Origin of the sequence: Stakelama flava (assembly GCF_019351405.1) — a bacterium.
Taxonomy (GTDB): Bacteria; Pseudomonadota; Alphaproteobacteria; order Sphingomonadales; family Sphingomonadaceae; genus Sphingomonas; species Sphingomonas flava_A.
In genome coordinates, this window is record NZ_JAHWZX010000002.1 from 80034 (window position 1) to 107033 (window position 27000).

At 62.9% G+C, this 27000-nt stretch carries 26 protein-coding genes and 1 tRNA gene; 12 read left to right on the plus strand and 15 right to left on the minus strand.

Annotation, left to right across the window (positions count from 1 at the left end; translation table 11 throughout):
- Positions 1–34 precede the first annotated feature (34 nt).
- From KY084_RS02510 to nusG, 4 genes are all read left to right on the plus strand, one after another.
- Entirely contained in the window at positions 35–2392 is a 2358-nt protein-coding gene (locus tag KY084_RS02510) for a putative bifunctional diguanylate cyclase/phosphodiesterase (RefSeq protein ID WP_219236865.1), read from the plus strand.
- A gap of 57 nt (positions 2393–2449) precedes the next feature.
- A tRNA-Trp gene (locus KY084_RS02515) sits at positions 2450–2525 on the plus strand.
- A gap of 273 nt (positions 2526–2798) precedes the next feature.
- Positions 2799–2999, plus strand: coding sequence for a preprotein translocase subunit SecE (gene secE, locus KY084_RS02520; RefSeq protein ID WP_219236866.1), 201 nt, complete (start codon positions 2799–2801; stop codon positions 2997–2999).
- Positions 3000–3006: 7 nt separating this feature from the next.
- Positions 3007–3543 (plus strand): transcription termination/antitermination protein NusG, encoded by a 537-nt coding sequence (nusG, locus tag KY084_RS02525; protein ID WP_219236867.1) that lies wholly within the window; start codon positions 3007–3009, stop codon positions 3541–3543.
- A 248-nt stretch (positions 3544–3791) separates the two neighbouring features.
- Here nusG and KY084_RS02530 read toward each other — a convergent pair whose 3' ends face one another.
- The 4 genes from KY084_RS02530 to KY084_RS02545 form a co-directional block, all read right to left on the minus strand.
- Complete coding sequence (locus tag KY084_RS02530) at positions 3792–5321, minus strand: SulP family inorganic anion transporter (RefSeq protein ID WP_219236868.1); 1530 nt, start codon at positions 5319–5321, stop codon at positions 3792–3794.
- A gap of 2 nt (positions 5322–5323) precedes the next feature.
- Positions 5324–6001, minus strand: coding sequence for a carbonic anhydrase (locus KY084_RS02535; RefSeq protein ID WP_219236869.1), 678 nt, complete (start codon positions 5999–6001; stop codon positions 5324–5326).
- Between the two features lie 76 nt (positions 6002–6077).
- Positions 6078–7454 (minus strand): ATP-binding protein, encoded by a 1377-nt coding sequence (locus tag KY084_RS02540; RefSeq protein WP_219236870.1) that lies wholly within the window; start codon positions 7452–7454, stop codon positions 6078–6080.
- Complete coding sequence (locus KY084_RS02545) at positions 7451–8152, minus strand: response regulator (protein ID WP_219236871.1); 702 nt, start codon at positions 8150–8152, stop codon at positions 7451–7453. Before KY084_RS02545 ends, KY084_RS02540 begins: the two co-directional genes overlap by 4 nt.
- Positions 8153–8434: 282 nt before the next feature.
- On the opposite strand from KY084_RS02545, the gene rplK reads away from it, so the two are divergent.
- Positions 8435–8866, plus strand: coding sequence for a 50S ribosomal protein L11 (gene rplK, locus KY084_RS02550; RefSeq protein WP_219236872.1), 432 nt, complete (start codon positions 8435–8437; stop codon positions 8864–8866).
- Positions 8867–8870: 4 nt separating this feature from the next.
- Positions 8871–9569 carry a 50S ribosomal protein L1 gene (gene rplA / locus KY084_RS02555; RefSeq protein ID WP_219236873.1) on the plus strand — a complete coding sequence of 233 codons (699 nt, stop codon included), beginning with the start codon at positions 8871–8873 and terminating at the stop codon, positions 9567–9569.
- Between the two features lie 69 nt (positions 9570–9638).
- Here the strand turns inward: rplA and KY084_RS16555 are convergent, their stop codons facing one another.
- Both KY084_RS16555 and KY084_RS02565 read right to left on the minus strand, forming a co-directional pair.
- Positions 9639–9959: an Hpt domain-containing protein gene (locus KY084_RS16555; protein WP_219236874.1), complete on the minus strand. Its 321-nt coding sequence runs from the start codon at positions 9957–9959 to the stop codon at positions 9639–9641.
- Between the two features lie 109 nt (positions 9960–10068).
- Positions 10069–10464: a response regulator transcription factor gene (locus KY084_RS02565; protein WP_219236875.1), complete on the minus strand. Its 396-nt coding sequence runs from the start codon at positions 10462–10464 to the stop codon at positions 10069–10071.
- A gap of 189 nt (positions 10465–10653) precedes the next feature.
- Here KY084_RS02565 and KY084_RS02570 point away from each other — a divergent pair, with 189 nt between their 5' ends.
- Positions 10654–11109, plus strand: coding sequence for a response regulator transcription factor (locus KY084_RS02570; protein WP_219236876.1), 456 nt, complete (start codon positions 10654–10656; stop codon positions 11107–11109).
- A gap of 35 nt (positions 11110–11144) precedes the next feature.
- On the plus strand, positions 11145–12956 hold the full coding sequence (locus KY084_RS02575) for a diguanylate cyclase (RefSeq protein WP_219236877.1): 1812 nt from the start codon (positions 11145–11147) through the stop codon (positions 12954–12956).
- Between the two features lie 23 nt (positions 12957–12979).
- Here the strand turns inward: KY084_RS02575 and KY084_RS02580 are convergent, their stop codons facing one another.
- Positions 12980–13528 (minus strand): L,D-transpeptidase family protein, encoded by a 549-nt coding sequence (locus tag KY084_RS02580; protein ID WP_246586817.1) that lies wholly within the window; start codon positions 13526–13528, stop codon positions 12980–12982.
- A gap of 463 nt (positions 13529–13991) precedes the next feature.
- Here KY084_RS02580 and rplJ point away from each other — a divergent pair, with 463 nt between their 5' ends.
- Together rplJ and rplL are read left to right on the plus strand one after the other, a co-directional pair.
- On the plus strand, positions 13992–14507 hold the full coding sequence (gene rplJ / locus KY084_RS02585; protein WP_219236879.1) for a 50S ribosomal protein L10: 516 nt from the start codon (positions 13992–13994) through the stop codon (positions 14505–14507).
- Positions 14508–14560: 53 nt separating this feature from the next.
- Positions 14561–14938, plus strand: a complete 378-nt coding sequence (gene rplL / locus KY084_RS02590; RefSeq protein ID WP_133495025.1) for a 50S ribosomal protein L7/L12 — start codon at positions 14561–14563, stop codon at positions 14936–14938.
- A 233-nt stretch (positions 14939–15171) separates the two neighbouring features.
- Here the strand turns inward: rplL and KY084_RS02595 are convergent, their stop codons facing one another.
- From KY084_RS02595 to KY084_RS02605, 3 genes are all read right to left on the minus strand, one after another.
- A complete protein-coding gene (locus KY084_RS02595) occupies positions 15172–15798 on the minus strand; it encodes a hypothetical protein (protein ID WP_219236880.1) in 627 nt (208 codons plus the stop codon).
- A gap of 119 nt (positions 15799–15917) precedes the next feature.
- The gene (locus tag KY084_RS02600; RefSeq protein ID WP_219237085.1) at positions 15918–17540 is read right to left on the minus strand and encodes an amidohydrolase; all 1623 of its coding nucleotides are present in this window, start codon (positions 17538–17540) and stop codon (positions 15918–15920) included.
- Between the two features lie 44 nt (positions 17541–17584).
- Complete coding sequence (locus KY084_RS02605; RefSeq protein ID WP_219236881.1) at positions 17585–18451, minus strand: NAD(P)-dependent oxidoreductase; 867 nt, start codon at positions 18449–18451, stop codon at positions 17585–17587.
- A 228-nt stretch (positions 18452–18679) separates the two neighbouring features.
- Here KY084_RS02605 and KY084_RS02610 point away from each other — a divergent pair, with 228 nt between their 5' ends.
- Positions 18680–19924 carry a threonine ammonia-lyase gene (locus tag KY084_RS02610; RefSeq protein ID WP_219236882.1) on the plus strand — a complete coding sequence of 415 codons (1245 nt, stop codon included), beginning with the start codon at positions 18680–18682 and terminating at the stop codon, positions 19922–19924.
- A 224-nt stretch (positions 19925–20148) separates the two neighbouring features.
- Positions 20149–20931, plus strand: a complete 783-nt coding sequence (locus KY084_RS02615) for an arginyltransferase (protein WP_219236883.1) — start codon at positions 20149–20151, stop codon at positions 20929–20931.
- Positions 20932–20971: 40 nt separating this feature from the next.
- On the opposite strand, the gene KY084_RS02620 is transcribed toward KY084_RS02615, so the two are convergent.
- The 5 genes from KY084_RS02620 to KY084_RS02640 all read right to left on the minus strand — a co-directional run bounded on the left by KY084_RS02620 (position 20972) and on the right by KY084_RS02640 (position 27000).
- Positions 20972–21781: a transglutaminase family protein gene (locus KY084_RS02620; RefSeq protein ID WP_219236884.1), complete on the minus strand. Its 810-nt coding sequence runs from the start codon at positions 21779–21781 to the stop codon at positions 20972–20974.
- Complete coding sequence (locus tag KY084_RS02625) at positions 21781–22716, minus strand: alpha-E domain-containing protein (RefSeq protein WP_219237086.1); 936 nt, start codon at positions 22714–22716, stop codon at positions 21781–21783. The genes KY084_RS02620 and KY084_RS02625 overlap by 1 nt, the downstream gene beginning before the upstream one ends.
- Positions 22717–22729: 13 nt before the next feature.
- On the minus strand, positions 22730–24232 hold the full coding sequence (locus tag KY084_RS02630; protein WP_219236885.1) for a circularly permuted type 2 ATP-grasp protein: 1503 nt from the start codon (positions 24230–24232) through the stop codon (positions 22730–22732).
- Positions 24233–24315: 83 nt separating this feature from the next.
- Positions 24316–24933, minus strand: coding sequence for a redoxin domain-containing protein (locus KY084_RS02635; protein ID WP_219236886.1), 618 nt, complete (start codon positions 24931–24933; stop codon positions 24316–24318).
- A 15-nt stretch (positions 24934–24948) separates the two neighbouring features.
- Positions 24949–27000, minus strand: coding sequence for a protein-disulfide reductase DsbD family protein (locus tag KY084_RS02640; RefSeq protein WP_219236887.1), 2052 nt, complete (start codon positions 26998–27000; stop codon positions 24949–24951).

Consider the following 27000-nt stretch of genomic DNA (forward strand, 5'->3'; position numbering starts at 1 on the left):
CAGTCGCTAACTTCCGGGTCGCTATTGCGAACGGGTGAGTAAACAAGAAACATCCCAGTTCGCCGATGCCAGGATCGACGCGCGGGCGTTGCTTGGCCTGTACGACCCCGCCGATTCGGCCGATTGGGGACAGATACGCGCCGCCCAGTTGAACGCCGCGAGCCATCTTGCGCTGTTTTCGCTCGCCACCAATCTGGTCGGCGCAGCGATATTGACATTGATCTTCGCGCCGCTGCTGCCGCTATGGGAGCGTGCTGCGTGGGCCGTGCTGGTGGTGCTGGTTTCGACCACGGTGACCATCCGGCGATTGTCGGTGCGTCAGCACACGTCGTTCACCGCCACGCTGCGCAAGGTTCGCGACACGGTGATCGACGGGATGGCGCTCGCCGCGATCTGGTCGATACCGCCGCTGGTTTTCGCGCCGCATGCCGATGAAGGCGCGGCGCTGGGGCTGTGGCTGATCCTTTCGCTGCTGATGGCGGCGTCCGCCTTCGCCATGGCGGCGCTCCCGCTGGCCACGATCCTTTTCCTGACCATTATCGGCGTGGCGATGGCGATCGCGCTGTTCACCATGACCTCAGCCGTACTTTCCGCCATCGCGCTGGTCTTCACCGTCGTGCTGGTCGTTTCATGTTTCGAACGCGGCAAGGCGCTGGTGGTGATGCGCGCGAACGAGATCGCGCTGAGCGAACGCGACGAAACGGTCAGCCTTTTGCTGTGCGAGTTCGAAGAGGCGCAGTCCGACTGGCTGTGGGAAATCGATACGCAGCGCCGCGTCGTTCGCGCCAGTCCGCGCTTCGCGACGTCGCTGGGCCTCGATCCCGTGACGATCAACGGCCGGCCGTTGCTGGAGGTGCTGGCCGGTCCAACATGGGAAGCGGGCAATTTCTCCGCCGGGCTGCGGCAACTGGCCGAAAAGCTGAAACGACGTGAGAGTTTCCGCGAATTGCTGCTACCGGTTCATGTTGAGGGCGAAGAGCGCTGGTGGGAAATCACCGCCAGTCCGCGCCAGGACGAAGCGGGGCATTTTCTGGGCTTTCGCGGGGTAGCCTCCGACGTGACCGAACGCCGCCGTTCGGCCGACAAGATCAACCGCATGGCCCGCTATGACACGCTGACCGGGCTTCCCAACCGCCTGTTGATCAACGAAACGCTGGCCAAGGCGATGGCGGAAGCGGCCAAGTGGAACAGCCGCTGCGCCTTCATGATGATCGATCTCGACCGGTTCAAGGCCGTGAACGACACGCTTGGCCATCCGGTCGGCGACCGGTTGCTGAGCCGCGTGTCCGAGCGACTGAGCCAGTTGATGAGCGATAATGAGATGATCGGCCGGCTGGGCGGTGACGAATTCGCCGTGGTCGTGCGCGACGCCACCGATTCGGTGCGCGTCGAAGCGCTTGCGCTGGCGATCATCGAAACATTGTCGCGGCCATATGAAGTCGATCAGCACACGCTGTATATCGGCGCCAGCGTCGGCGTGGCGATCGGCCCGCGCGACGGCCGCACCGCCGAAATGCTGATCCGGTCGGCCGATCTCGCGCTGTACCGGTCAAAGGACGATGGCGGGGGCGCCGCGCATTCCTATGACCCACAGCTTCATGTGCAGGCGGAGGAGCGCCGCGTGCTGGAGATCGCGCTGCGCAGCGCGCTGGAAAACAACCAGTTGCACCTCAACTATCAGCCGGTGGTAAGCGCACAGAATGGCGGACTTGCGGGGTTCGAGGCGCTGTTGCGCTGGAACCATCCCGAATTCGGCAATATCTCTCCGGCGAAGTTCATTCCGCTGGCGGAGGATGCTCGGCTGATCGCCCCGATCGGCGAATGGGTGCTGCGCACCGCCTGTCACGAAGCCGCGAAATGGGACAGTGGCGCACGGGTCGCCGTCAATGTGTCGACCGAACAGCTTCACAGCCCCAATTTCGTCGAACTGGTCACGCAAACGCTTGCGCAGAGCGGCTTGCCCGCTGAGCGACTGGAACTGGAAGTTACTGAGAGCGTGTTTCTGCGCGAAGGAACCGGCGCGGTGAAGATGCTCGAAAGACTGCTTGCGCTGGGCATCAAACTGAGCCTGGACGATTTCGGCACCGGCTATTCGTCGCTCGGCTATCTTTCGCGCACCCGCTTTTCGACGATCAAGATCGATCGCAGCTTCGTTCAGGGCGCGTCGCAGGGCAAGCGGGAGGCAGTGGCGATCATTCGCGCCGTGGTCGCGCTGGCCGACAGCCTGGGCATGTCGACCACCGCCGAAGGCGTGGAGACCGAGGAAGAATATCACATGGTCTATCGCCTCGGCTGCACCAAGGTTCAGGGCTATTATTTCGGTCGCCCGCTGCCAGTCGAGGAAACCCGCGAGCTCGTCGCAAGGGCAAGCGCGGCAAGCGCAGCCGCCTGACATGTCGCCTGCCCCCTTGCGGGGGGCGCTGCTTGCGGCTACAGGCCGCAGCCGCACAGGAGTGTAGCTCAGTTGGTAGAGCATCGGTCTCCAAAACCGAGGGCCGGGGGTTCGAGTCCCTCCACTCCTGCCAGCATCGCCGATCGACAGCGTATGGCGACGCTTTTCCCAAAAAACACATCAGCGCGCTTTTTTAGGCCGGATCGACGGCCGTTTCGCGCCATGACCGTCGCTGATAGTCGCCCTTCCCCGGTCCCCCTTGCCCTTGCCCCGCCGACTCGCTAGATGCCGGGACCAATCCGACAGCGTGGATGCCCCCGCACCGGTCTCTTTTGAAAAGAGCCGGGCGGCGGACCTGTGTCCCGCGGCGCGGATTGATGGTTGAACAGTCAGCGAGTGAAGCGAAGTGGCGAAGACGTCCCCGGTCGAATTCATGCGGCAGGTTCGCGCGGAAACCGCGAAAGTGGTCTGGCCGACGCGGCGCGAAACGATCATGACCGCCGTGATGGTGGTTATCATGACCACGCTGCTCGGCCTTTTTTTCCTGGGCGTCGATTCGGTCTTCGACCAGATCGTTTCCCTCCTCCTCTCCCTGGCACAGAAGTAAGAGACACATGGCGCGCTGGTACATCATTCACGCCTATTCGGGTTTTGAGAACAAGGTCCGCGAGGCGATCATGGCGGAAGCCGAGCGACTGGGTCTTGAGGCCGGTGTCGAACAGGTCGAGGTGCCGACCGAAACGGTGACCGAGGTTCGTCGCGGCAAGAAGGTGCAGTCGGAGCGGAAATTCTTCCCCGGCTATGTCCTCGCCAAGCTGAACATGAACGACGATGTCTATCACCTGGTGAAGAACACGCCGAAGGTGACCGGATTTCTGGGTTCGAGCGGCAAGCCCCAGCCGATCACAGAAGCGGAGGCTGCCCGCATCCTCAACACCAAGGAGGAAGCGGCGAGCGCGCCCAAGCAGCAGGTCAAGGTCGATTACGAAATCGGCGACAGCGTCAAGGTGCTGGAAGGACCATTTGCCAGCTTCAACGGTGTTGTCGAGGAACTCGATTTCGACAAAGCGAAGGTCAAGGTGTCGGTTTCGATCTTCGGCCGCGCCACGCCGGTCGAACTCGATTTCGAACAGGTCGAACGCAGCAAGTAATCGGGTGGCGGGCCGCCGGTCCGCTCCCCTCCTCTCCCCTTTCCCGACGCATATCCGTATCGGGCGCTTGCGCACGGTGATGGAATAGTGCGTCGTCGATTCATGATAGGTACGCGGACTGATCACTAAGGCCGCACCCACCGGGCACAAAAAATGCCCGGTGAGGCGGGGGGAACCTCACCAGGCAGGAGCGAACCGGGTGCAGACGGGAAGCATGTGCTTTCCGCCCGCCCGCGATCCGCAGGGACCTATGTCATCGCGGAAGCCAGCCTGCGGTGATGCGGCGTGTCATCATGCTCAACCTCCACATCGACACCGCGATCGCGACGGCGCTTGACGGCATCCGCCATCAATTCGCTGACCGTGTGATCGGCGAAGCGCAGCCGGGTGAAATCCAGCCGCAAACGACCGTGATTGGGCAGGCGATCGATCAGCGCGGCAACCTTGCGGATAGCGACCGCGGTCGCCTTCCCTTCGAGCACCACTTCATGATCGTCTTCGCCATACCGCTGCTCCTCGACCGAGAGGCGCATGCCGCGCACCTGCGGCAGCAATTCAAGCGCGGTCAGCGCCAGACCGACGACCACGCCGGTCAACAGGTCGGTGGTCACCACCAGCACGAAGGTCACGGCCCAGATCAGCGCGGGGAACGGGCCATAGCGCGCGAACAGGCCCTGCACGTCCTTCACCTTGATCAGCTTCGCGCCGACCACCACCAGCACGCCCGCCAGCGATGCGGTGGGCACCAGCGACAGGACGAAGGGCAGCAGCGATACGAAGCCCAGGATCCAGAAACCGTGCATGATCGTGGAGGCGCGGGTCATTGCTCCTGCCTGCACATTGGCCGAACTGCGTACGATAACCCCCGTCATCGGCAACGCGCCGACCAGCCCGCAAAGGAAGTTGCCGACACCTTGCGCACTCAGTTCCTTGTCGAATTTCGACTGGACGCGATCCTGCATCTTGTCGACCGCCGCCGCCGACAGCAGTGTTTCGGCACTGGCAATGAAGGCAAAGGCGAGCGCAAGCCCGATCATCGCCGGGTCAGCGAGCAGCGACAGGCTCTGCGCCGTGGGGAACGAAATTTCGGCAGCCAGGTTGGAAGGCAGCGAAATCCGCTGGATCGACAGGCTCCCCGCCACCGCCACCAGCGTTCCCGCGACCACGCCGATCAGCGCGCCGGGCAACAGGCGAAGCGACCCCGGCTTGAACCGGTCCCAGGCCAGCGTCGCAGCGATGGTGACCAGCCCGACGATCAGCGCCTGAAGGCCGCTTCCGCCGAGATCGAGAAAGGCATCGGGGATAGCGACCAGATTGGCGATGCCGTCGCTGCGCGGCCTGTCGTCGACCAGCACGTGGATTTGCTGCAACAGGATCACCGCGCCGATACCGGCCAGCATGCCGTGCACCACCGCGGGCGAGACCCCACGGAAATAACGACCCAGCTTCAAAAGCCCGCCCGCGAACTGGATAATGCCGGCAAGCAGCACCACCGGTCCCAGCGCGGCAAGGCCGTGCCGCTGCACCAGATCGAACACCAGCACGGCAAGCCCGGCCGCCGGACCACTGACCTGTAGCGGTGCACCGGCAAAACTGCCCACGACGATACCGCCGATGATGCCGGTTACCAGACCCAGCGCGGGCGGCACGCCCGAAGCGATGGCGATGCCCAGGCACAGCGGCATCGCGACAAGGAAAACGACGAACGAAGCGGCGAAATCGCGCCCGAACGTGCCGGACAGGAAGCCGCCGCCGGCGGTTTTGGTGAAACCGGCCATGATCAGGCAGCCTCCGCCGAGCGCATAATGCGACGCGATGCAGGCACCGCGACCGGAAGCGGCCTGTCGCCCGAAACGGCGTGGAACACGCCGTCGGGACCGACCGCGCGCACTTCGCCCGATTCGATATCGAAGAACCAGCCATGCAGGCTCAGCTTGCCCTGCGCCATTCGCGCGGCGACCGAGGGATGGTTCTGAAGGTGCAGCAACTGGATCGAAACATTTTCGAGCACCAGCGCCTCAACCTGTTGGTCCTGCGGCAAATGACCGCAACAACTCTTCACCACTTCGAATGCGGGTTCGGAATGGGCGAGCCAGCTTTTGACGTTGGGCATGGTCTCCAGCGCTTCGGGCGCGAAGAAAGCCTTCATCGCGCCGCAATCCGAATGGCCGCACACCACGATGTCGCTGACTGCCAGCGCGACGACGGCATATTCGACCGCCGAAGATACGCCTCCATTCTTCATGGCGAAGGGCGGAACGATATTTCCCGCATTGCGGCAAACGAACAGTTCGCCGGGCGCCGACTGGGTGATGAGTTCGGGCACCACGCGCGAATCGGCGCAGCTGATCATCAACGTTCTGGGACGCTGCCCGTCCTGCGCCAATTTGCGGAAAAGCTCCTTTTGATCAGGAAAAACATTGCTTTGAAAGCGGGAGACGCCGCCGATGATATCCATAAGGTTGCTCCGTCGCTGTTTCCCCCTTGCCGGGGTGGCGGTGAAGCAAATGACGGCGGCGCATTGCCGCAATGCATCAAAAACGTATCAAAATATTTCCGGATTCTTTTTCGCAGCGTTGATCGGGACCGGCGATCGGCAGGTGCAGCACAACCAGCAGGCCGGGTTCCGCGTCTTCCAGACTCAGCGCACCATCATGGACGGTTGCCGCGCGCTGCGCGACGGCAAGCCCAAGCCCGAAACCGCGCGTGTTGCGCGCCCGCGCCTCATCGACACGATAAAATGGGCGCACCACCTTTTCCCGCAACCCGGTGGGGATACCGGGGCCGTGGTCGCGCACCATGATGTGCACCATCGCATCGTCGGCGGTCAGCCGGACCTCGGCATCGCCGCCATATTTCAACGCATTGTCGATCAGGTTCATTACCGCACGGCGAAGCAGCACCGGCCGCACTATGGCTTCCAGCGCATCGGGCGCATCGATCGCGATCGGCGCATCAGCGCGGCGCATACTGGTAACGAGCGAACGCAGCAGCGCGGCGATGTCGGTGGGTTGGGCCGGATCGGGCTCGCTGCCGTCACCGCCCGCCAGATAATCGAGCAGGGTATCGAGCATCGCCCCCATCTCCGCGACATCGTCCGCCATTGCTTCCCGGTCGCCGGGATGTTCGCGCCCGCCCAGCCGAAGCCGCATGCGCGCCAGCGGGGTGCGCAGATCATGGCTGACCGCAAGCAGCGAACGCGTCCGGCTTTCGACCAGTTCGGCGATGCGGTCCTGCATTTCGTTGAACGCCCGCGCCAGACGGCGAAGCTCCTGCGGTCCATGGGTTTCTACGGTCACACGGCGGTGCGAATGGCCGATGCGATCCGCCGCCTCGCTTAACGCGCGCAGCGGAGCAGCGAGCGTGCGAACGACATAGGTGGCGACAATCAGCACCGCGCCGACCAGGAACAGCAGCGAAAACAGCCAGTCCCATGATGGCGTCCACCCGGTCACCGCCTCACGCGAGCGGAACTGGATCCAGCGCCCGCTTTGCGTGCGCAGCGCGCCGACCAGCCGTTTCGGCTGCGCAGAACCGGGACCGGAAACCGCGATACGCAGGTCGCGGCCGCGAAGCGACGGTTCCCATTCGGTAACCGCATCGGCAGCGGCCCGGCTCAGCGCCCCGGCCCCGCGCACCGGTGGCGGCGCATCGGCGATGGCGAACGAAACATGGCGGGTCGACAGGCTGGGCGCGACTTCCCACCAGTGCGCCTGCGGGGTGCGCGACAGGACCCGCTCGGCCACCACCAACTGCTCCGCGACGCGATGCGCTTCGCTGGAACGCAGCAACACGCGTTCGGCCTGACTCACCAGAATGAAGGTGCCGAGCAGTTCGACCACGATCGCGCCAAGCAGTACCAGCGTGACCCGGCCGATCAGTCCGCGCGGCCACAGACCCAACCCGCTCACCGCCGCTCGACCGCCGGTACGAACATATACCCCGCGCCGCGGACCGTGCGGATCAGTTCCTCGCCCGCCCCGTGCGCGCCCAGCTTCGAGCGCAACCGGCTGACCAACACGTCGACGCTGCGGTCCGACGAGCCGGAAAACCGCTCGCGCGACTGTTCCAGCAGGAAGTCCCGGCTGACCACCCGCTGGGCCGTATTGGTCAGCGTCAGCAACAGATCATATTCGGCGCCCGAAAGCGGCACCATCGCGCCGTCGGCGGCGAACACCTCCCGCCGGTCAAGATCGATCCGCCAGTCGGCGAAATGCAACGAACGCGCGGGTTGCGCCGGCATCATCTGGTTATTCGCCCGGCGAAGCACGGCGCGCACCCGCGCCACCAACTCGTCCGGGCCAAAGGGTTTCGACAGATAATCGTCAGCGCCCAGTTCCAGCCCGACAATGCGATCGGTTTCCTGTCCGCGCGCGCTGACGATGATGATCGGCACGCTGCTTCGCGCACGAAGCCAGCGGCAGATGTCGAGGCCATTGGTGCCGGGCAACATGATATCGAGCACCACCAGCTGGAACGCGCCTTCTTCGTACAGCGCCTGCATTTCGGCCGCGGTGCCCACCCCGACCGCTTCGAACCCGTGGTCGCGCAATGTGCGGGCGATCAGCAGGCGGAGCGGAGAATCGTCTTCGACGATGAGAATCTTCATGCTGTCAGCGTGTTACCGGATATGAAGGAAGGGCGGATCGTCATTTGTGTTCTCGCGCCGCCACATGCAACGCCGGGGAAACAATTTGCAACATTGCACCGCCGCAGGGCGCGCCTGCCACATTGCCTTTCGTTGCCCGCTGCGCTATGGGCACGCGCTTTCCGACGAACATCGCCTGGAAAAACCATGCGGGAGGCCCCTTGCGGGCCGCACGTACCGCTAAACTTGAACCGGACGTACCGGCCGCATGGCCGGGTGCGTTCAGCAACAGAGTGAGGACATATGGCCAAGAAAATTACCGGCTATATCAAGCTGCAGGTGCCCGCCGGCGCCGCCAACCCGTCGCCCCCGATCGGCCCTGCACTGGGTCAGCGCGGCGTGAACATCATGGAATTCTGCAAGGCTTTCAATGCCGCCACCGGCGACATGGAAAAGAACATGCCGATTCCCACCATCATTACCGTCTATGCGGATCGCAGCTTCACTTTCGTGACGAAGACGCCGCCGGCGACCTTCCTCATCAAGAAGGCGGCGAATATCAAGTCGGGTTCCAAGGAACCGGGCAAGAGCACGATCGGCAAGATCCAGCGTTCGAAGCTGGCCGAGATCGCCGAGACGAAGATGAAGGATCTGAACGCCAACGATATCGAAGCGGCGACGAAGATCATCGAAGGCTCCGCCCGCGCGATGGGCCTCGAAGTGGTGGAGGGCTGAACCCATGGCGAAGCTGACCAAGAAGCAGAAAGCGCTTGCCGACGCCGTCGACGCGAACAAGCTGTACGACGTTGCCGAAGCGATCGACCTGATCAAGAAGAACGCCAATGCGAAGTTCGACGAGACGATCGAAGTCGCGATGAACCTGGGCGTCGATCCGCGTCACGCCGACCAGATGGTCCGCGGCGTGGTGAGCCTGCCCAAGGGCACCGGCAAGACCGTTCGCGTCGGCGTGTTCGCCAAGGGCGCGAAGGCGGATGAGGCAAGGGAAGCAGGCGCGGACGTCGTCGGCGCCGAAGACCTGATGGAACAGATTCAGGGCGGCACGATCGATTTCGACCGCTGCATCGCGACCCCGGACATGATGGGCGTTGTCGGCCGTCTGGGTAAGGTTCTGGGTCCCAAGGGCCTGATGCCGAACCCGAAGCTGGGCACCGTCACCATGGACGTGAAGAAGGCGGTAGAGGACGCCAAGGGCGGCCAGATCGAATATCGCGTCGAAAAGGCGGGCATCATTCATTCGGGCATCGGCAAGGCGAGCTTCCCGGCCGAAGACCTGCGCGCGAATTTCGATGCGCTGGTCGACGCCATCGTGAAGGCGAAGCCGTCGGGCGCGAAGGGCAAATATGTCCGCAAGATCGCGCTTTCCAGCTCGATGGGTCCGGGCGTGAAGGTCGACACCGCCGACGTCGCCGGCGCCTGATCCTGCACCCCTGAATGTAAAAAGGGCCGGGAGCGATTCCGGCCCTTTTTCACGTCACCAGATTACGTTTTAGCCGATATTGTCCAGCGTGCGGGCAAGCTGGTCCTGAAAATCGTGCAGCAGCGCCGCCAGCGTTACAGGCGTGGCCGGGTCGTCGCCACCCTCTCCTGTCAAACGCAGCGCTTCTTCCACGGCGCGCGCGGTATCGCCCAGGCGGCTTTCCCCGAACAGCGCCGCCGAGCCCGCAAGTTTGTGCATGTCCTCGCCCAGTTGTTCGGCAAGCGCGGGCGGCAATTCCGGCAATTGCGCGAGCATGGCTTCGGCGCTTTCGCCGCACGCTTCGCACCGCGTCCGGAATTTGGGAAGCAACGGCGCGAGTGCGGCGTTCACGCGGTTCGCGCCTTCGCGTCGCACAGCCTTTCCATGCCGGATGCAAGCGCGTGGACGCTGGCCCGGCATGATGCGCCGCGACGGACAACGCGCACGAACGCGTTGTGCATCATGCGCGCCGGTCGCGCGGATCGTTCTGGAAGCTTTCGATGAGATTTTCGGCGCGAAAGACGATCTCATCCGGATCGAACGGCTTGGTCGCATATTCGTCGGCGCCCGCATACATCGCGGCGGAAATATCGGTATCGCCGCGCCGCGCGGTTAGCATCAGTACCGGAATATTCCACAAATCGTCGGATTTGCGCATTTGCTGAACGACCTGAACCCCTGACATCCCCGGCATATTGCAATCGAGGATGACCAGATCGGGTCGCTTCGCATTGATTACCGCCAGCGCGTCCGTCCCGTTGTCGAGGACCCCGACCGCATGCCCCGCTTCCATGAACTTCAGCTGGAGCAATTCGGATACGATGTCGTCGTCTTCGGCGATGATGATTCTCGACATGACGAACTCCGTTGCGGAAATATAGTAAATCAGTTGCGCGTTGAGATTCTGTAAAAGCGCCTCTCCGCCGAAATCCTTATTCTATATTAGGCGACGGCTACGCCGGCAGGGCGTCGAAGCGACGTTTTTCGCGCTTATCGTCTATAATGGCGAGATGGCCCATATCGACCACCATGATCGGAAACGCTGATGGCGCGCATTATCTCGGTCGAGGATGACGAACTGATCGGCGCGGCGCTGGTCATGGCGCTGGGCGCAGAGGGGCATCTGGTCGGGGTGATCAACAACGGCGCGCTCGCGCTGGAAACCATTCGCTTCAAGCGCCCCGACCTGGTCATTCTCGACCGCGCGCTTCCCGGCATGCCGGGGATCGAAGTGCTGAAACGTCTTCGGCAGGACCCCCATACCTATATGCTGCCGGTCATCATGCTGACCGGCCATCGCCGCGAAAGCGATCTCGACAGCGCGTTCGAAGCGGGGGTGAACGAATATCTCACGAAGCCATTCGATGCGGCGCAGCTTGTCGCGACGGTCGATCGGGTATTACGGTTCAGCCCGTTGCGCCCCGCGCCGCTGCTTTCCACAGCTGAAGACGAGCCGCCTGTAGAAACGCCTGCCCCGTTATTTTCGGACGATGGCAGTTAACACCTTCTTCGGCAAACCAGATTAGGGTCGCAGCCATGCGGCTCGCGACAATCACCAACTGGGCCTATGGTATCACGGTTGCGCTCACCGCCGCCGCCGGTGCCGCCATGCTGGCCGCCGCATCGGCCGAAACGGCCGAACGCGTCGCAGTGGAACAGCGTTTCGAACTCGACCAGCTTACCCATCAGGTCGATGTCGAACTGTTCGCGCTCACCAACGATGCGCGCCAATATGTGCTGGGCGGCGATCGGGCGAACCTGATCGCCTATCATGATCGTGCGGCGCAGCTCGACCGTCAGGCGAAACAGCTTGCCGCGCTGCGCGATGCCGGCGCGCGCCCGGATGAACTGGAACTTTTGCAATCCGCGCTGGGATGGGAAGCGCTGCTGCGTGATGACCAGCAGGCCGCGGTGAAAGCATATCAGGCAGGTCGGGTAGAAGAAGCGCGCAAGATGCTGTTCGGCCCGGCCTATGAACGCGCGCTCGAACGCGTTCGCACCTCACTCGAATATTTCGACCGGCAACTGGCGGCGCGCACGACGCGCGAAGTGACCACGGCGCGCCGCACCGATCAGGTCTGGCGCACCATAACGCAGATTTTGCTTGCCGTGACCGCGCTGCTGTTTCTGGCGGTGTTGTACTTCGTATTCGTCAGGCGCGTTCTTCGCCCCGTCGTCACGCTTAGCGATGTGGTGACGCGAATGGCCGGGCAGGATTATTCGGTCGAACCGCCGGAATACGACCGAATCGACGAAATTGGCGACATGGCCCATGCGATCCAGACGTTTCGCGAAACCGGCCTCGCGCGACAGCGGCTGGAGCGCGAACGGCGCAACGACATCGCCATGCGCGACGTTATTTCCAGCATGATCCAGCGCATGCAGGCATGCGACGATATGTCCGAGATCGCCGAGGTGGTGCGCTGTTTCGCGCCGAAGGTCGCGCCCGACGTGGCGGGGCGGCTGTATCTGTATGAGCAGGAGCGCGACGACATGGTCGAACTATGCTCGTGGAACGATCCGACGCTCTCAGTCCCGCAATTCGCCCCGAACGAATGCTGGGCCTTGCGCCGCGGCACGATGAATCGCCCGGCGATGAACAGGAGCGATATTCCCTGCCCGCATCTGGGTTTGGCCAATGAGAACGAACGCCCGCCCACAATCTGTCTGCCGCTGACCGCGCAGCGGGAGATTGTCGGGCTGCTGTTCTTCGAACGGCTCGATAACATACATTCCCCTCCGCCACCGCCCGCTTATCTGGAAATGGTGGCGGAAAATGTCGCGCTGGCGCTCGCCAATCTGCGGCTTCGCGAAACGCTTCGCGCGCTGGCGATGACCGATCCGCTCACCGGTCTGCCGAACCGCCGCCATCTCGATGCCGTTATCGAAAGCCGTATTCGCGATCGCCAGTCGCCCGATCGGCCTACCAGCTGCATCATGATCGACATCGATCATTTCAAGGATTTCAACGACCGCTACGGGCACGAAACCGGCGACATGGTTTTGAAGCAGGTCGCCAGGGCGCTTGAAGGTGCTACCCGCGAAAACGGACAGGCATTTCGCTATGGCGGCGAGGAATTTCTGCTGCTGCTTCCTGGGTTCGGCGCGGATCAGGCAGGCGAACGCGCGGAAACGATCCGCGAACGCGTTGCTGCGCTTGATATCGTTTATGACGGCAAATCGATCGGCCCTGTCACGATCTCGCTTGGCGTGGCGACGACGCCGACCCATGTTCCTGCCGCCAAGCTTGTGCGCACATCCGACGCAGCGCTGTACCGCGCCAAGGGTCAGGGGCGCAATTGCGTGGTTGTCGCGACCGAGCGCAGGAAAGACGGCGACGCCGCCTGAACGCGGCTCGTCGAACCCGGCGGCTACATCGCGTTATAGATTGACGGCATCCAGTTGCGGGTGACCAGCACGGGATCGCCTTTGCGCGCCGCTCGGAACAGGATGCGGGCGAACTCCACCGGCACCCCGATGCAACCATGCGTTCCATATTTGGGGTCGACGTCCGAACCGTGGATCGACACCCCGCCCCAAGTCAGGCGAAGCGTATAGGGCATCGGCGCGTGATTATAGGTGCTTGAATAATGATCGGCATCCTTTTGCAGGATCGGAAACACGCCGGTCGGGGTCGGCTTGCTGTCTACGCCGTACAGGATGAACGTCCGGCCGATCTCCACCCCGCCGCGATAGACATACAGTTTTTCCTTCGCCAGATCGACGACGATGCGAACGGGCCCGGCGGGCGCTCCGGTTTCGTCCCAAGCATATTCGCCGGGCTGGATCGGCGAATCGAGTTCCATGACCATCGTGACGTCGACGGGCCGCATCGCCCTTCCCTTGGCGTCTGCGGCGGACGGCGCAAGCAAACCGATCGCAACGATCAGCGCAAGCGCGACGAGGGTCCGGTTAACCATGGAGGCAAGGATCGCTTTGGTTCTCATAGGCTGACTATGGGCGCGTCCGCGCGGCGTTCCAGAGGCAAAATCGCCGCTGTTCCGGGACGGGACGTGCAGGCGGACGTTAACTTTTGGCAAAAGCGATGCACCCGCGCACCGTTGACTTTACCGCCCAACCCGCTAAACGCGCTGGCTTCGCATGACCGGGCCTGCCCGCCATGCGTGCCGTCCGAGACAGCGGGTGGGCCGCAGCGCCCTTAATCTCCCGCCAAGACGGGGAAAGAATTTTACCGAAGCCATACGCCGGATCGGCGTATGTTCGGGTCCAGCCAGGGGAATGCTTCTGGCCGCGACGATTTTCAGCCCCTCGGACAATTGAAAGCGGGTTTCTGCCCGCGACGCGCGATGCCCGACCGGGCATTTCGTGAAAGTGAACCGGATGCGGGGCTTCCGCCCCATATCCATTGTTGAGGAGACCGGCATGGATCGTTCCCAGAAGACCGAGGCCGTCGCCGAGCTGAACCGCACCTTTTCCGAGGTTGGCGTGGTGGTCGTCACCCGCAATCTCGGCCTGACCGTCGCCCAGGCGACTGACCTCAGGAACAAGATGCGCGAAGCCGGTGCGACCTACAAGGTTGCGAAGAACCGCCTTGCCAAGATCGCGCTCGATGGCACCGAGTACACGTCCATTGCGGACCTGCTCGTCGGCCCCACGGCGCTTGCCACATCGGAAGACCCGGTCGCCGCCGCCAAGGTGGTGGTCGACTTCGCCAAGACCAACGACAAGCTCGAAGTGGTCGGCGGCGCGATGGGCAGCACCGTTCTCGACGCGGACGGCGTGAAGGCGCTTGCCTCGCTTCCGTCGCTTGATGAACTTCGTGCCAAGATCGTGGGCCTGGTACAGGCGCCCGCGACCAAGGTTGCGACGATCACCCAGGCACCGGCGGCACAGCTTGCGCGCGTGTTCGGCGCTTACGGTGCCTCGGAAGCCGCATAAGGCCTTCCAAGCAACCCTATCTATCCATCTGATTTGAATACTGGAGTATTATCATGGCTGACCTGAACGCGCTGGTTGACCAGCTGAGCGAACTGACCGTCCTCGAAGCTGCTGAGCTTTCGAAGATGCTTGAAGAAAAGTGGGGCGTTTCGGCTGCTGCGGCAGTTGCGGCTGCTCCCGCAGCCGGCGGTGGCGCCGGTGCGCCCGCCGAAGAAGCCAAGGACGAATTCGACGTTGTCCTGACCGGCGACGGCGGCAAGAAGATCAACGTCATCAAGGAAGTCCGCGCTATCACCGGCCTGGGCCTGACCGAAGCCAAGGCGCTCGTCGAAGGCGCGCCGAAGCCCGTCAAGGAAGGCGTTTCGAAGGACGAAGCCGAGAAGCTCAAGAAGCAACTCGAAGAAGCCGGTGCGACCGTCGAGCTCAAATAAGCTTGAACGGCTGCGACCAGCAGCTTTGCTATGGAAAGGGCGGTCCGGAAGCGGGCCGCCCTTTTCTTATGTGCGTCGTGCGAACCGCGTCGTGACGGCACAAAGCTGAAGGTGTTTCGACTTCGCTCGACACCAACGCGGACCTTTGGTCCAGGCCGATACGCCTTTCGACCGTTCGCTTCGAGCGCAGTCGAGAAGCGTGGCCTGTGCCCGGCCAACATCCCCCGCCCTCATCACATATGATATTCGACCTTTTTCAGCAGCGCGCGGCGGCGACGCATCTGGCGAATCTGGTCGGTCGCGAGGCTGAGCGGCTTTACCCGCGACCCCTTTGGCGCGGCATGATCGAAATGAAAGCTGCGCGTGGCCCCGACCGGCAGGTCTTCGCGCGAATAGAAGGCGACGACGGTCAGGTCGAACTGGTCGACATTTCTGGCATCAACCTCTATTTCCTCGTTCGCCGCCAGCATTACTTCGACGATTTCATGGAAATGGCCGATATCCAGATACTGGCCGGTATTCAGGCTGCCCTGCCCCATTTTCGATCGTGGATCGGACCCCAGATCGTCGGGCAGGTCGCGAAGATCGGTAAGCGGCAATTCGATCCGCCGGTCGCCGACATGCAGCGTTCCGATCAGGCTGGTGACGTACAGCGGCTGGCTGCTCATATTCGTCACCAGACACCGGCTGCGCAGACCGCGCCCCGCCGCGCGGGTGATCAGGATCGACGATCGCCGCGTGGCGCGAAACTGGACCAGCAGAAGCTGAAGATAGGTGACCCAAACGACCACCATCAGAAAGTTGAAGAAGATGCTGATCATCGTGGCGTTCGCGAACACCCACTGGCCCATGCCCGTCATCTTTCTTCGCCCAACCCTTTTCGTACCGAAACCAAGGCGGCGACCCGCTACGCGCGCCGCCCTTTCGGGTCAAATATATTCGGCAGGCAAGGTGTCAGGGAGCATGGTCGACAAAATGATCAGTCCTTGCCGCCGCCCTTGCGCTGCCACGTCAATCGGCCGCCGACCCAGGTTTCCAGCACCCTAAGCGTGCGAAGCTCGGTCGGGCTGGCGAGCATGGGATCGCGATCGACGATCAGGAAATCGGCCATCTCGCCCGGGGCAAGCGTGCCGAATTCATTCTCCGCGAACCCGGCATAGGCACCGCCCCGCGTAAAGGCCGACCATGCCTGTTCGCGCGTCACCGCCTGTTCGGGATGCCAGCCGCCAAAGGGCATGCCGTTTTCGTCCTGCCGGGTAAAGGCGGCAGCCCAGCCGGCGAACGGATCGGGGCCTTCCACCGGATAATCCGAACCAAAGGCAAGCGGCACGTCATGATCGAGCATCCAGCGCCAGGCATAGGCGCCCTGAAGCCGATCGTCGCCCAGCCGCGCCTCCGCCATATGCATGTCCGACGTCGCGTGCACCGGTTGCATCGACGCGATGATGCCGTGCTTTTCGAACATCGGCAGGTCGGCGGGGTCGACGATCTGCGCATGTTCGATCCGCCAGCGCCGATCGCCCTTATAGGTTTGCGCAAGTTCGTCGATCGCGTCGAGCACCTGCTTGTTCGCGGCATCGCCGATCGCGTGTACGGCAAGCTGGAAATGATCCATCGCGCCGCGGCTCATCAAATTGAGAAGCTGGTCGTCGGACAGCAATTGCAGGCCGCTCTGCTTCGGCGCGTCGCTATACGGCGCTTTCAGCCATGCCCCGCGCGATCCCAGCGCGCCGTCGGCATACAGTTTGATCCCGACGACCTTAAGCCGGTCATCATACAACCACGGCGTCGGCCCCGGCCCTGCGATGGTCGCCGCGACATCCGGGCCCCTGGCATAGCTCATGATCCGCACGCGCAGATCGCCCCGATCGCCCGCGCGGCGATACGCCATCCAGTCGTCCAGCGTCGTTCCCATGTCGCTGGTCGCCGTAATTCCCACCGACAGCAGTTTTTGCTGCGCACGGATCAATGCCGCGTCGTAATCGCGCGGATTGGGCTTTGGCACGACCTTTTCGATCAGGTCGGTCGCGGCATCGACGAACACCCCGCTCGGCGCGCCGCCTGCTCCGGTTTCGATCCGCCCGCCCTCTGGCGCTTTCGTCTTCGCGGTTACGTCGGCAGCCTTCATCGCGACGTCATTGGCCCAGCCGGCATGGCCGTCGGCGCGGGTAAGCCAGATCGGCTTGTCGGTCAGCCCGGCAAGATCGCCTGCATTCGGGAAGCGGCCAAGTCCCCATTTTTCCTGATTCCATCCGCCGCCCAGGATCCAGGGCCGATCCGGATTCGCTTTCGCGAAGGCGGCGATCTTCGCCTTGGCTTCGTCAAGCGAACTGGTGTCGCTCAGGTCGAGCGACATTTCGCGAAAGCCAAGCTCCATGACATGACCATGCGCGTCGATCATGCCGGGGATCAGCACCGCGCCATGCATGTCGTTGCGCCAGTCGAGCGTTTCGGGCCGCTTGTCCTTGCGGGTAAGCAGCTTCGTTACGCGGCCATCCTTGCCGATCAGCAGGCCGTTGAAATGGATGACGTCGCCATCCTTGTCCAGCGCCAGTCCATCGACATTGTCGACCAGCGCATCGGCATGCGCAACGCCCGTCATGAAGAGCGCCGCGGCACATGCCAGCGACGCCCGGATACGCGATTTCACTTGCGGATTCTCCTGACCAGCGCGCTGGTGTCCTGCCGCGCACCGCCCATTTTCTGTACTTCGGAATAAAATTGATCGACCAGCGCCGCGACCGGAAGCTGTGCGCCGTTGCGCTTCGCCTCATCCAGCGCAAGGCCCAGATCCTTGCGCATCCAGTCGATTGCGAAGCCGAAATCGAATTCGTCCTTCGCCATCGTTTCCCAGCGATTGACCATCTGCCAGCTTTGCGCCGCGCCGCCGGAGATCGCTTCGAACACCTTGTCGAGGTCAAGCGCGCTCGCCTGTGCGAAGCGAAGCGATTCGGCAACGCCCTGAATTGCCCCGGCAATCGCGATCTGGTTGCACATCTTGGTTGTCTGACCCGCCCCGGGGCCGCCGACATGGACGATCCGCGCTGCATATGCCTGCATCACCGGTTCGGCCACGGCCATGGCATCCGCAGCGCCGCCGCACATAATCGACAGCTTGCCGTTTTCGGCCCCGGCCTGCCCCCCCGAAACCGGCGCATCGATGCTGGCGAACCCGCGCCCCTGCGCCTCATCCGCCAGTCGCCGGGCGATCGCCGCCGAAACGGTGGTGTGATCGACGAAAACGCTGCCCGCCTTCATCGCGCCGAACGCGCCGTCCGTGCCCAGCGTCACCGCTTCCAGATCGTTGTCATTGCCGACGCAAGCGAAGACGATGTCGCAATCCTTCGCCGCTTCCGCCGGGGTCGCGGCGACGGTGCCGCCATGTTTGTCCGCCCAGTCGTCCGCCTTTGCACGTGTGCGGTTGAACACCGTGACGTCGTGTCCCGCCGTGACGAGGTGCCCCGCCATCGGTGCGCCCATCACGCCCATTCCGATAAATGCCAGCTTTGCCATGGCGCCCCTCATAGGCAGCCCGGTCGTCCGACACTAGGGGGGTGTGCGATGCACAAGCTGTGTTTCCCCGCCTCATGAGATGAGCTAGGGGGTTGCGCGAACCAACAGGTCCGTTCGGGCCGAACAAGCGTCGAAACCTTAGTTCTTCCCGGTTCGCGCGATGCGCACCGGACATGATCCTCTTTTCGACGCCGTTCGAAGGCGAGCGGCAGCAACAACGGAACCGGCATGGCGTCTCAGGCTGAAAACACGAACGACCCCCTTCCCGTCACGATCGACGATATCCGCATGGCGGCGAAGCGGATCGAGGGCGCGGTCGTACGCACCCCCACGCTGATCAGCCGCACACTGTCCGACATGATCGGCGCCGACATCTTCCTGAAATTCGAAAACCTGCAATTCACCGCTGCGTATAAGGAGCGCGGCGCGCTCAACACGCTGCTGCAACTGGATGACGAAGCGCGCCAAAAGGGCGTGATCGCCGCATCGGCGGGCAATCATGCGCAGGGACTTGCCTATCACGCGACGCGCCTCGGCATTCCTTCCACCATCGTCATGCCCGTGCCGACGCCCACGGTTAAGGTCACCCAGACCGAAGGCCATGGCGCGAATGTCGTGATGCACGGCGAAACCTTCGACGATGCCTATGCCCATGCACGCCAGCTTGAGGCGGAGCGCGGCTATACCTTTGTCCATCCGTTTGACGATCCGCGCATCATCGCCGGTCAGGGCACGATCGCGCTGGAAATGCTGGAGGACTGTCCCGACCTCGACACGCTGGTCGTGCCTATCGGCGGCGGCGGGCTGATTTCCGGCATATCCACCGTCGCCAAGGCGCAGGAACGCGGGATCGAGATCATCGGCGTGGAGGCCGAACTCTACCCGTCGATGTACAACCGCATCAACAAGGCGCAGCGCGTGTGCGCTGGCGATACGCTGGCCGAAGGCATCGCGGTGAAGGAACCCGGCGCGATCACATCGCGCTTCGTTGCGGAAAACGTCGATGAAATCCTGCTGGTTGGCGAACGCTCGCTTGAAGAGGCGGTCAGTCTGCTGCTTCAGATAGAGAAGACGGTCGTTGAGGGCGCGGGCGCGGCGGGGCTTGCCGCGATGATGACCTATCCCGAACGGTTCAAGGGCAAGAAGGTTGGAACCGTTCTTTGCGGCGGCAATATCGACACCCGCCTGCTCGCCAATGTGCTGCTTCGTGACCTTGCTCGGTCGGGCCGCCTCGCCCGGCTTCGCATTCGCCTGCAGGACCGCCCCGGCGCGCTGTTCAACGTCGCCAGGATTTTCCACGAACAGGGCGTCAACATTATCGAGGTGTATCACCAGCGGGTGTTCACATCGCTCCCCGCCAAGGGGCTGATCACCGACATCGAATGCGAAACGCGCGACGAAAAGCATCTTGAACGGTTGATCACCGCGCTGCGCGACAGCGGGTACGAAGTCAGCCCCGTCGAACTGGCGTGACGAAAGGAATCAGGGCTGCGACGAACCGAGTCGCAGCCCGATTCCCTTTGTTTTCGATTGCGATAGAATCGCGCTTCTATGCCGACGTGCACCGACACGGTCTGTCCACAAAATCATTAATCGTTAACTTTCTTTCATGGTGAATCGCCTTTTCATCATGCCCTCCGGCCTGCATACTCGCCTTCGCAACTGACCGGCCACAGGCGGCGAAAGGGACCAGAACCGTGAGCGCACCGTTTCGATTTCCACGCTTTTTCGTGACCAGTCCGTCGCCCTGCCCCTATCTTCCCGGTCGCCAGGAACGGAAGGTGTTCACCGAACTCACCGGCCCGCATGCCGGAGAGTTGAACGACGCGCTGGGCCGGATCGGATTTCGCCGCAGCCAGTCGGTCGCGTATCGACCCAGTTGCGCGGGATGCGCCGCATGCGTTTCGGTTCGCGTGGTTACCGATCAGTTCAAGTGCAACGCGACGCAGCGCAAGCTGATGCGCCGCAATTCCGATCTGGTAGCGACCGCCTGCAAGCCCTGGGCGACCGAGGAACAGTTCGAACTGCTCCGCCGCTATCTGAAGATGCGCCATCCCGGCGGCGGCATGGCGATGATGGATGAGGCCGACTATGCCGACATGGTCGAGCACAGCCCGGTCGATTCCTATGTCATCGAATATCGCGAACCCGCCGCCGAGGGTGAACGCGGCCGGCTGGTCGGCGCGTGCATTACCGATCGCCAGATCGACGGCCTCTCGATGATCTACAGCTTCTTCATGGCGGACGAGGACGCCCGGCCCGGACTGGGCAATTACATTATCCTCGATCACATTACTCGGGCGCGTGAGGCGGGCCTGCCCTATGTCTATCTCGGCTATTGGGTGAAAGGATCGGATCGGATGGAATATAAAACCCGCTACCGCCCAATGGAAATGCTGGGGCCGAACGGGTGGAGCGCGCTCGACGACACCCATGTCGCGAAACCGCTTCCCGCCCAGCAGACACCGCAATTCGCCTGAATCGGCGCAATCGTCCTCTGCCGGGTTGTGGCAGCGCGGATCAGTTCTGAGCCGCCCCCACCTGCACTTCAACATCCAGCGTCTCTTCGCCCGGCCCTGCGCGCGAACCCGAAAATGGCGCGGTATCGGCATCGTCCAGCCCCACGGCGACCCGGACATAGCATTGATCGGGCGAAATGCCCGCAGCGGGATCGAACCCGACCCAGCCGAGATCGGATAAGTAGATTTCCGCCCAGGCATGTAGGCTTTCGGCGGGTTCGTCGCTCTTGCTGGCACGATATCCGGATACGAAACGCGCGGGCAGATTGGCCGCGCGGGCGGCAGTGACCAGGACGTTGGCCATTTCGCGCACGGTTGCTTCGCCGGCTTCGAACACATCGCTGGCGACACGACTGTCTTCGGGCTTGCCGGGTTTTTCCGTCAACCGCTCGCCGACCGCGATATTGAGCTTGTGGAGAAGTTCAATTGTCGGTTCGCCGGACATGATGTCATGCGCGAATTTACCGATTGCCTTGGCCGGCGCCGTTCGCGGTGAACTGCGCAGGAAAAGTTCGGGCGGCAAGGGTTCGGCCGCCCCCTGCACGATTCCGTTCGCCGCACCGTCGGTTAGCACTTCCCCGGTCACCACCAGATCGACCGCCTTGACCGGACCGGGGACGTAAATCATCGTGACTTCGTTGCCGAATCCGTCCTCATGCTTTTTCAGCCGTGCATCGCAATCTACGTCGAAACGCCACGCGACAACCGTCTGGTGATCGGTCTCGCACGGGCGCATCCGCACCGCCTGAATAATGCGATCCTGCGCCTCGTCGAAGCGATAGCGGGTGACATGATTGACCGCGACGCGCATCAGACGAACCGGAACTGGCGAGCAATTGCCGCATCGAGCATGGCGTTTTCCCGAATAAAGGCCTGAAGATATTCGTGCAGGCCCGACACGATGACTTCGTCGCCGCGCGTCTTGTTCATACGCGCCAGCCGTGCGCGCGCCATCCGATCCGCCTCGCCCTGCAATCCCGTCCGCTTGCCCAGCATCGCGAGCACGTCAACCGTTTCGTCGACACAGGCGGCAAGCGATCGCGGCAGTTCCGGCCGCGTCATCAGCAATTCGATCACCGATCCGGGTTTCAACCCTTCGCGATACAGCCAGCGATAGGCGGTGACGGCCGACACGGTCTGAAGGATCGTCGTCCATTGGTCCCGATCGACAACGCCGCCGACCTTCTCACCCTCTGGCAGCAGCAGGTGATATTTCACGTCGATCAACCGGGCGGTATTGTCGGCGCGTTCGATCGCGCCGCCCAGCCGGATGAACCACGTCGCCTCATTCTTCATCATCCGGTGGATCGCGCCTTCAAATCCGCGCATTTCGGCTTTCACCGTTTCCACCAGATTCAACGTCGCGCTGGTCCCGCCGGGATTGTCGATCTTCTGAAATTCAAGCCATGCCCGGTTGATTGCCGTCCATGCCTCGCGGGTCAGCGCGGTGCGCACTGCCCGCGCATTGTTTCTCGCCATGCGCAGGCATTCCATGATCGAACCGGGATGCGCGGTATCCATGGTGAGGAAACGCGAAACATTCTGCTGATTTAGGTCTTCCCCCGTTTCGGCAAACGCTTCCTCGTTATAGGTGACGATCAGCGCGCTTTCCCAGGCATCCTCGCCAGCGGGACGGGCGGACAGCGCGTCCAGCCGCACCGTTGCCTCCACCAGACGCGCGATAAAATCCGCGCGTTCGGTGTAGCGGCCCAACCAATAAAGCGACGCCGCGGTTCGCGAGAGCATGACCGTCATTGCGTCAGCCCCCCTGCTGTTGTTGCTGCGAGCGACCGCCGCCCGATTGCCGCTGCGACCGGGTCGGCGTGCCCGGATCATCGAGGAGAACGAAACTGTCCTTCGTGCCGCCGCCTTGGCTGGAATTAACCACCAGCGACCCTTCCTTCAGCGCAACGCGAGTCAGCCCGCCCGACACCACTTGCGGCTTGCCCTTGCCGGTCAGGACAAAGGGGCGGAAATCGACATGGCGCGGCGCGATGCCGCTGTCGGTGAAAGTCGGGACGGTGGACAAGGCAAGCGTCGGCTGCGCGATATAGCGTTCGGGCTGGGCCTCAACCGCCTTGCGAAATTCGGCGACCTCCGCCTTGGTCGAAGCCGGTCCGACCAGCATTCCGTAACCGCCCGATCCGTCGACCAGCTTCACCACCAGCTCATGCATATGGTCGAGCACATATTGGTACGCGTCGGGCTCGCGGCAGCGATAGGTTTCGACATTGGGAAGCTTCGCGTCCTTGCCGGTATAAAAGCGCACGATTTCCGGCATATAGCTGTAAATCGCCTTGTCGTCGGCGATGCCGTTGCCCGGTGCGTTCATCAATGTGACATTGCCCGCGCGATACGCCGCCATAATCCCCGGCACGCCAAGCATCGAATCGGGGCGAAATACCAGCGGGTCCAGAAAGTCGTCATCGACCCGGCGATAAATGACGTCGACGCGAACATATCCGCCGATCGTGCGCATATAGACGATATCGTCATCGACCAGCAGATCGGCAGGCTCGACCAGTTCGATGCCCATCGCATCGGCCAGATAGCTGTGCTCGTAATAGGCCGAGTTATAATGGCCGGGCGTCAACACCACGCACAGCGGATCTTTCTCACGCCCTGCCGGAGCGACCGAGCGCATCGTGCCATGCAGCATGTCAGGATAGCCATCGACTGCCGCGACGCGGAATTCGCGGAAAAGCTCGGGACACAGCCGGAGCATCGCTTCGCGGTTTTCCAGCATGTACGATACACCCGACGGGGTGCGGGCATTGTCTTCCAGCACGAAAAATTCGTCCGGGCCGGTACGGATAAGATCGATGCCGCAGATATGCGCCCAGACCTGATGCGGAGGGCGGATACCCGCTACTTCGGTTCGGAACTGCGGGTTGCGGAAAATCAGTTCGGGCGGGATGATTCCCGCCTTTAATATTTCGCGCTTGCCATAAATATCGTTCAGAAAGGCGTTGATCGCCTCCACCCGCTGGATCAGGCCTTCGGAAAGGCTGCGCCATTCGTCGGGCAGGAAGATGCGCGGTACGAGATCGAACGGAATAATGCGTTCGGACGCTTCCTTTTCGCCATATACGGCAAAGGTGATGCCGAGCTGGCGAAAGGTCGCCTCTGCCGATTGCAGCCGCCGTTCAAGATCGGCGGAAGGCGTGTCATGGATCCATCGCGATAGCGCGGCGAATTCGGTTCGGGGGGCATCCGGCCCGCCGGTGCCCCATATCTCATCGAAAGCGCGCGTGTTTACCATTCCTTCTCCCAAGTCGCCGGGATGGGTTTCGGTTCCATGCTGCAATGTTTTTGTGCGCCGCACAAGGGCAGCACTGCGAGACTTCAGGAAGCGTATTTTACCGAACAGCCATAAGGGCGCGTTTCGCTGACCGAGACCGGTTGTCCTGCCGACAATTCCCGCAGCGCGGCGATGACATGGTTGCGCGCACCGTCGATATCCGCCGGATCAGCCGTCGGCCTGTCGTCCATCCCACCCTGATATACCAGCGTTCCGTCAGCGGCGATTATATACAGGTGCGGCGTCGTTTTCGCGTCATAGGCCTTGCCCACCACGCCTTTGGGATCAAGCAGATAGTCGGTCGGCTTCGCCTTTTGATCGGCGACAAAGCGTTGTGCCTGGGCACCGGTCATATTGCCCTGCTTGCCCGGAGCGCCCGAATTGATGGTGAGCCATACCGCGCCCATTTCGCGCGCCTTCACCTGAGTATTCTGCATATTGCCGCTGCGATAATGTTTCTGAACGAACGGGCAGCCGGGATTATTCCATTCGAGCACGACGATTTTGCCGCGATAATCGGCAAGTTCGACATTCTTTCCATGCATGTCGGTCAGGCGGAAATTGCGCGCCTGTTGACCCACAGTCTGTTGCGCGGCGATCGGACCTGCGACGAATGCAGCGACGGCGGCTGTCGCGGCGGCGAAAATACGGGTGCGATTCATGGCGATTTCTCCTCGTCATTCCCCGGCGCGCACGCTGTCGGGAAGCGCCGCCAGCAGCGACGGCGTCAGCACCTGCGGCAGCACGCGCGGCTCCCCGGCACCGGCAGCATACCATAAATATAGCGGAACGCCCGCACGATGATGCGCTTCGAGGAAGCGGCCCAGTTCGGGATCGCCGTCGGTCCAGTCGCCGACCAGCACGGCGACATTGTTCTTCGCAAAGGAATCCGCGACCGCATTTGTTTCGATCGCCGCCTTTTCGTTCACCTTGCAGGTAAGGCACCAATCGGCGGTGAAATAGGCAAAGACCGGACGCCCGTCGCTCCTCAGCGCCGCTAGCCGCGCCTCGCTGAACGGCTGCGCGCCCAGCCGCGTTTGCCCCGATGCGGCAGTGGCGGGCGCGCGGGTAATGGCGAAAAGCGCGGCTACCGCTCCCATCCCCAGCATCAGCGTGGGCACGAATGCGCGCACCTTGCCGCGCCGCTGGCGCCAACCGGTCCACCACAGGCCCAGCGCGAAGAACAGCGCCGCCCCCAGACCCAGCGCCATGCCGTCTGCCCCCGCCAGCCTACCCAATATCCATGCCAGCGCGAGCGCGGTCGCGAACATCGGCACCGAAAGTATGTGGCGAAGCGTCTCCATCCACGCGCCGGGCCTTGGCAGCCGCCGACGGATCGCGGGCACGAACCCGATGGCGAGGAACGGCAGCGCAAGGCCGATGCCCAGCCCGGCGAAAATAGCGAGCGCCGCATACCATGGCAGCACCAGCGCCGCGCCCAGCGCCGCACCCATGAACGGGCCGGTGCACGGCGTCGCCACAAACGCCGCAAGCGCCCCGGTGGCGAACGCGCCGCCTTTTCCGCCGCCGGGCGTTGCCGACGCGAAACGTCCGGCCAGCGCGGGCATTGAAAATTCGTACAATCCGGCAAGGTTCAATGCGATTGCGGTGACGAGCAACAGCAGAAACGCAATGACCTGCGGGTTTTGCAGCTGGAAGGCCCAGCCCGCCGCCAGCCCGCCCGCCCGAAGACCCAGCAACAGGCCGCCGAGCGCGAGACAGGTGAGCACTACCCCGCCGGCATAGGCCAGCGCTTCGCCGCGCGCCTTCGTTTCGCTCTCCCCTGCGCGCGCCAGACCAAGCGCCTTCAGACTAAGGATCGGAAACACGCAAGGCATGATGTTGAGGATCAGCCCACCCAGCACCGCGCCGCCCAGCGCAGCGAACAGCGTCGCCCAGTCGAATCCCGCCGGTTCATCTGACGAAATCGCCGCAACCGCGCCGGCGCGCGCTTCCAGCGTGAAACCGCTCCCCGCTCCGGTTTTCAGCACGCCGCGAAGCAGTTCGCCCGCCGCGCCCCCCGCCCTGGTCGCGATGATCAGGCGGTCGCCCTTGCGCATCAGTCTTTGCGGTGCAGAATAATCGATCACGCCATCGGTGAGCGGGAAGAAATAGGCGTCTTTGGCAAGCGTCGCTTCGGCCGGGAACGGCACAGAGAGGCGTAGCCCGTCGGCATCGGTGGCGAAGGTTGCTTCGGCCCCCAGCGGACGCGGCAGCGCACGGCGCCAGCGATCGAACCGTGCGCGACGACCGGGCGGAACGCTGCCATCGCCGATGGTAAGCCGGGTGCTCAGCGTCGCGCTTTCGGGCACGCAGATTTCGTGCGTGCACACCAGATAATCGAGCTTTACCGAAACCGGTAGTGCGCTGCCCGGCGACAATCCGTCCGGTATGTGCAAGGTGGTGAGCAGCGCAAACGGCCCTTCATAAACATAGTTCATGATGCCGGAGATCATCAGCCGCTGGGGCACCGGATATTCCAGCGGCGCGGCGCTCACCCCGTCGGGCAGCGTCCAGTCAGCGCGCGGCGGCACCCCCGCATCGCCGGGATTTTTCCAATAGCCGTGCCAGCCGGGCTGAGGCCGCGCGGCAAATGCGATCGTCACGTCGCCGCCCGGCGCAGGTCGATCGGTTTCGGCGATCAACCGCATCGCGATATGCCGTTCGCTTCCGCCGATCTGCGCCCTGGCAACCCCCGGTAGGAGCGCGAAAAGCGCCAGCATTGTCAT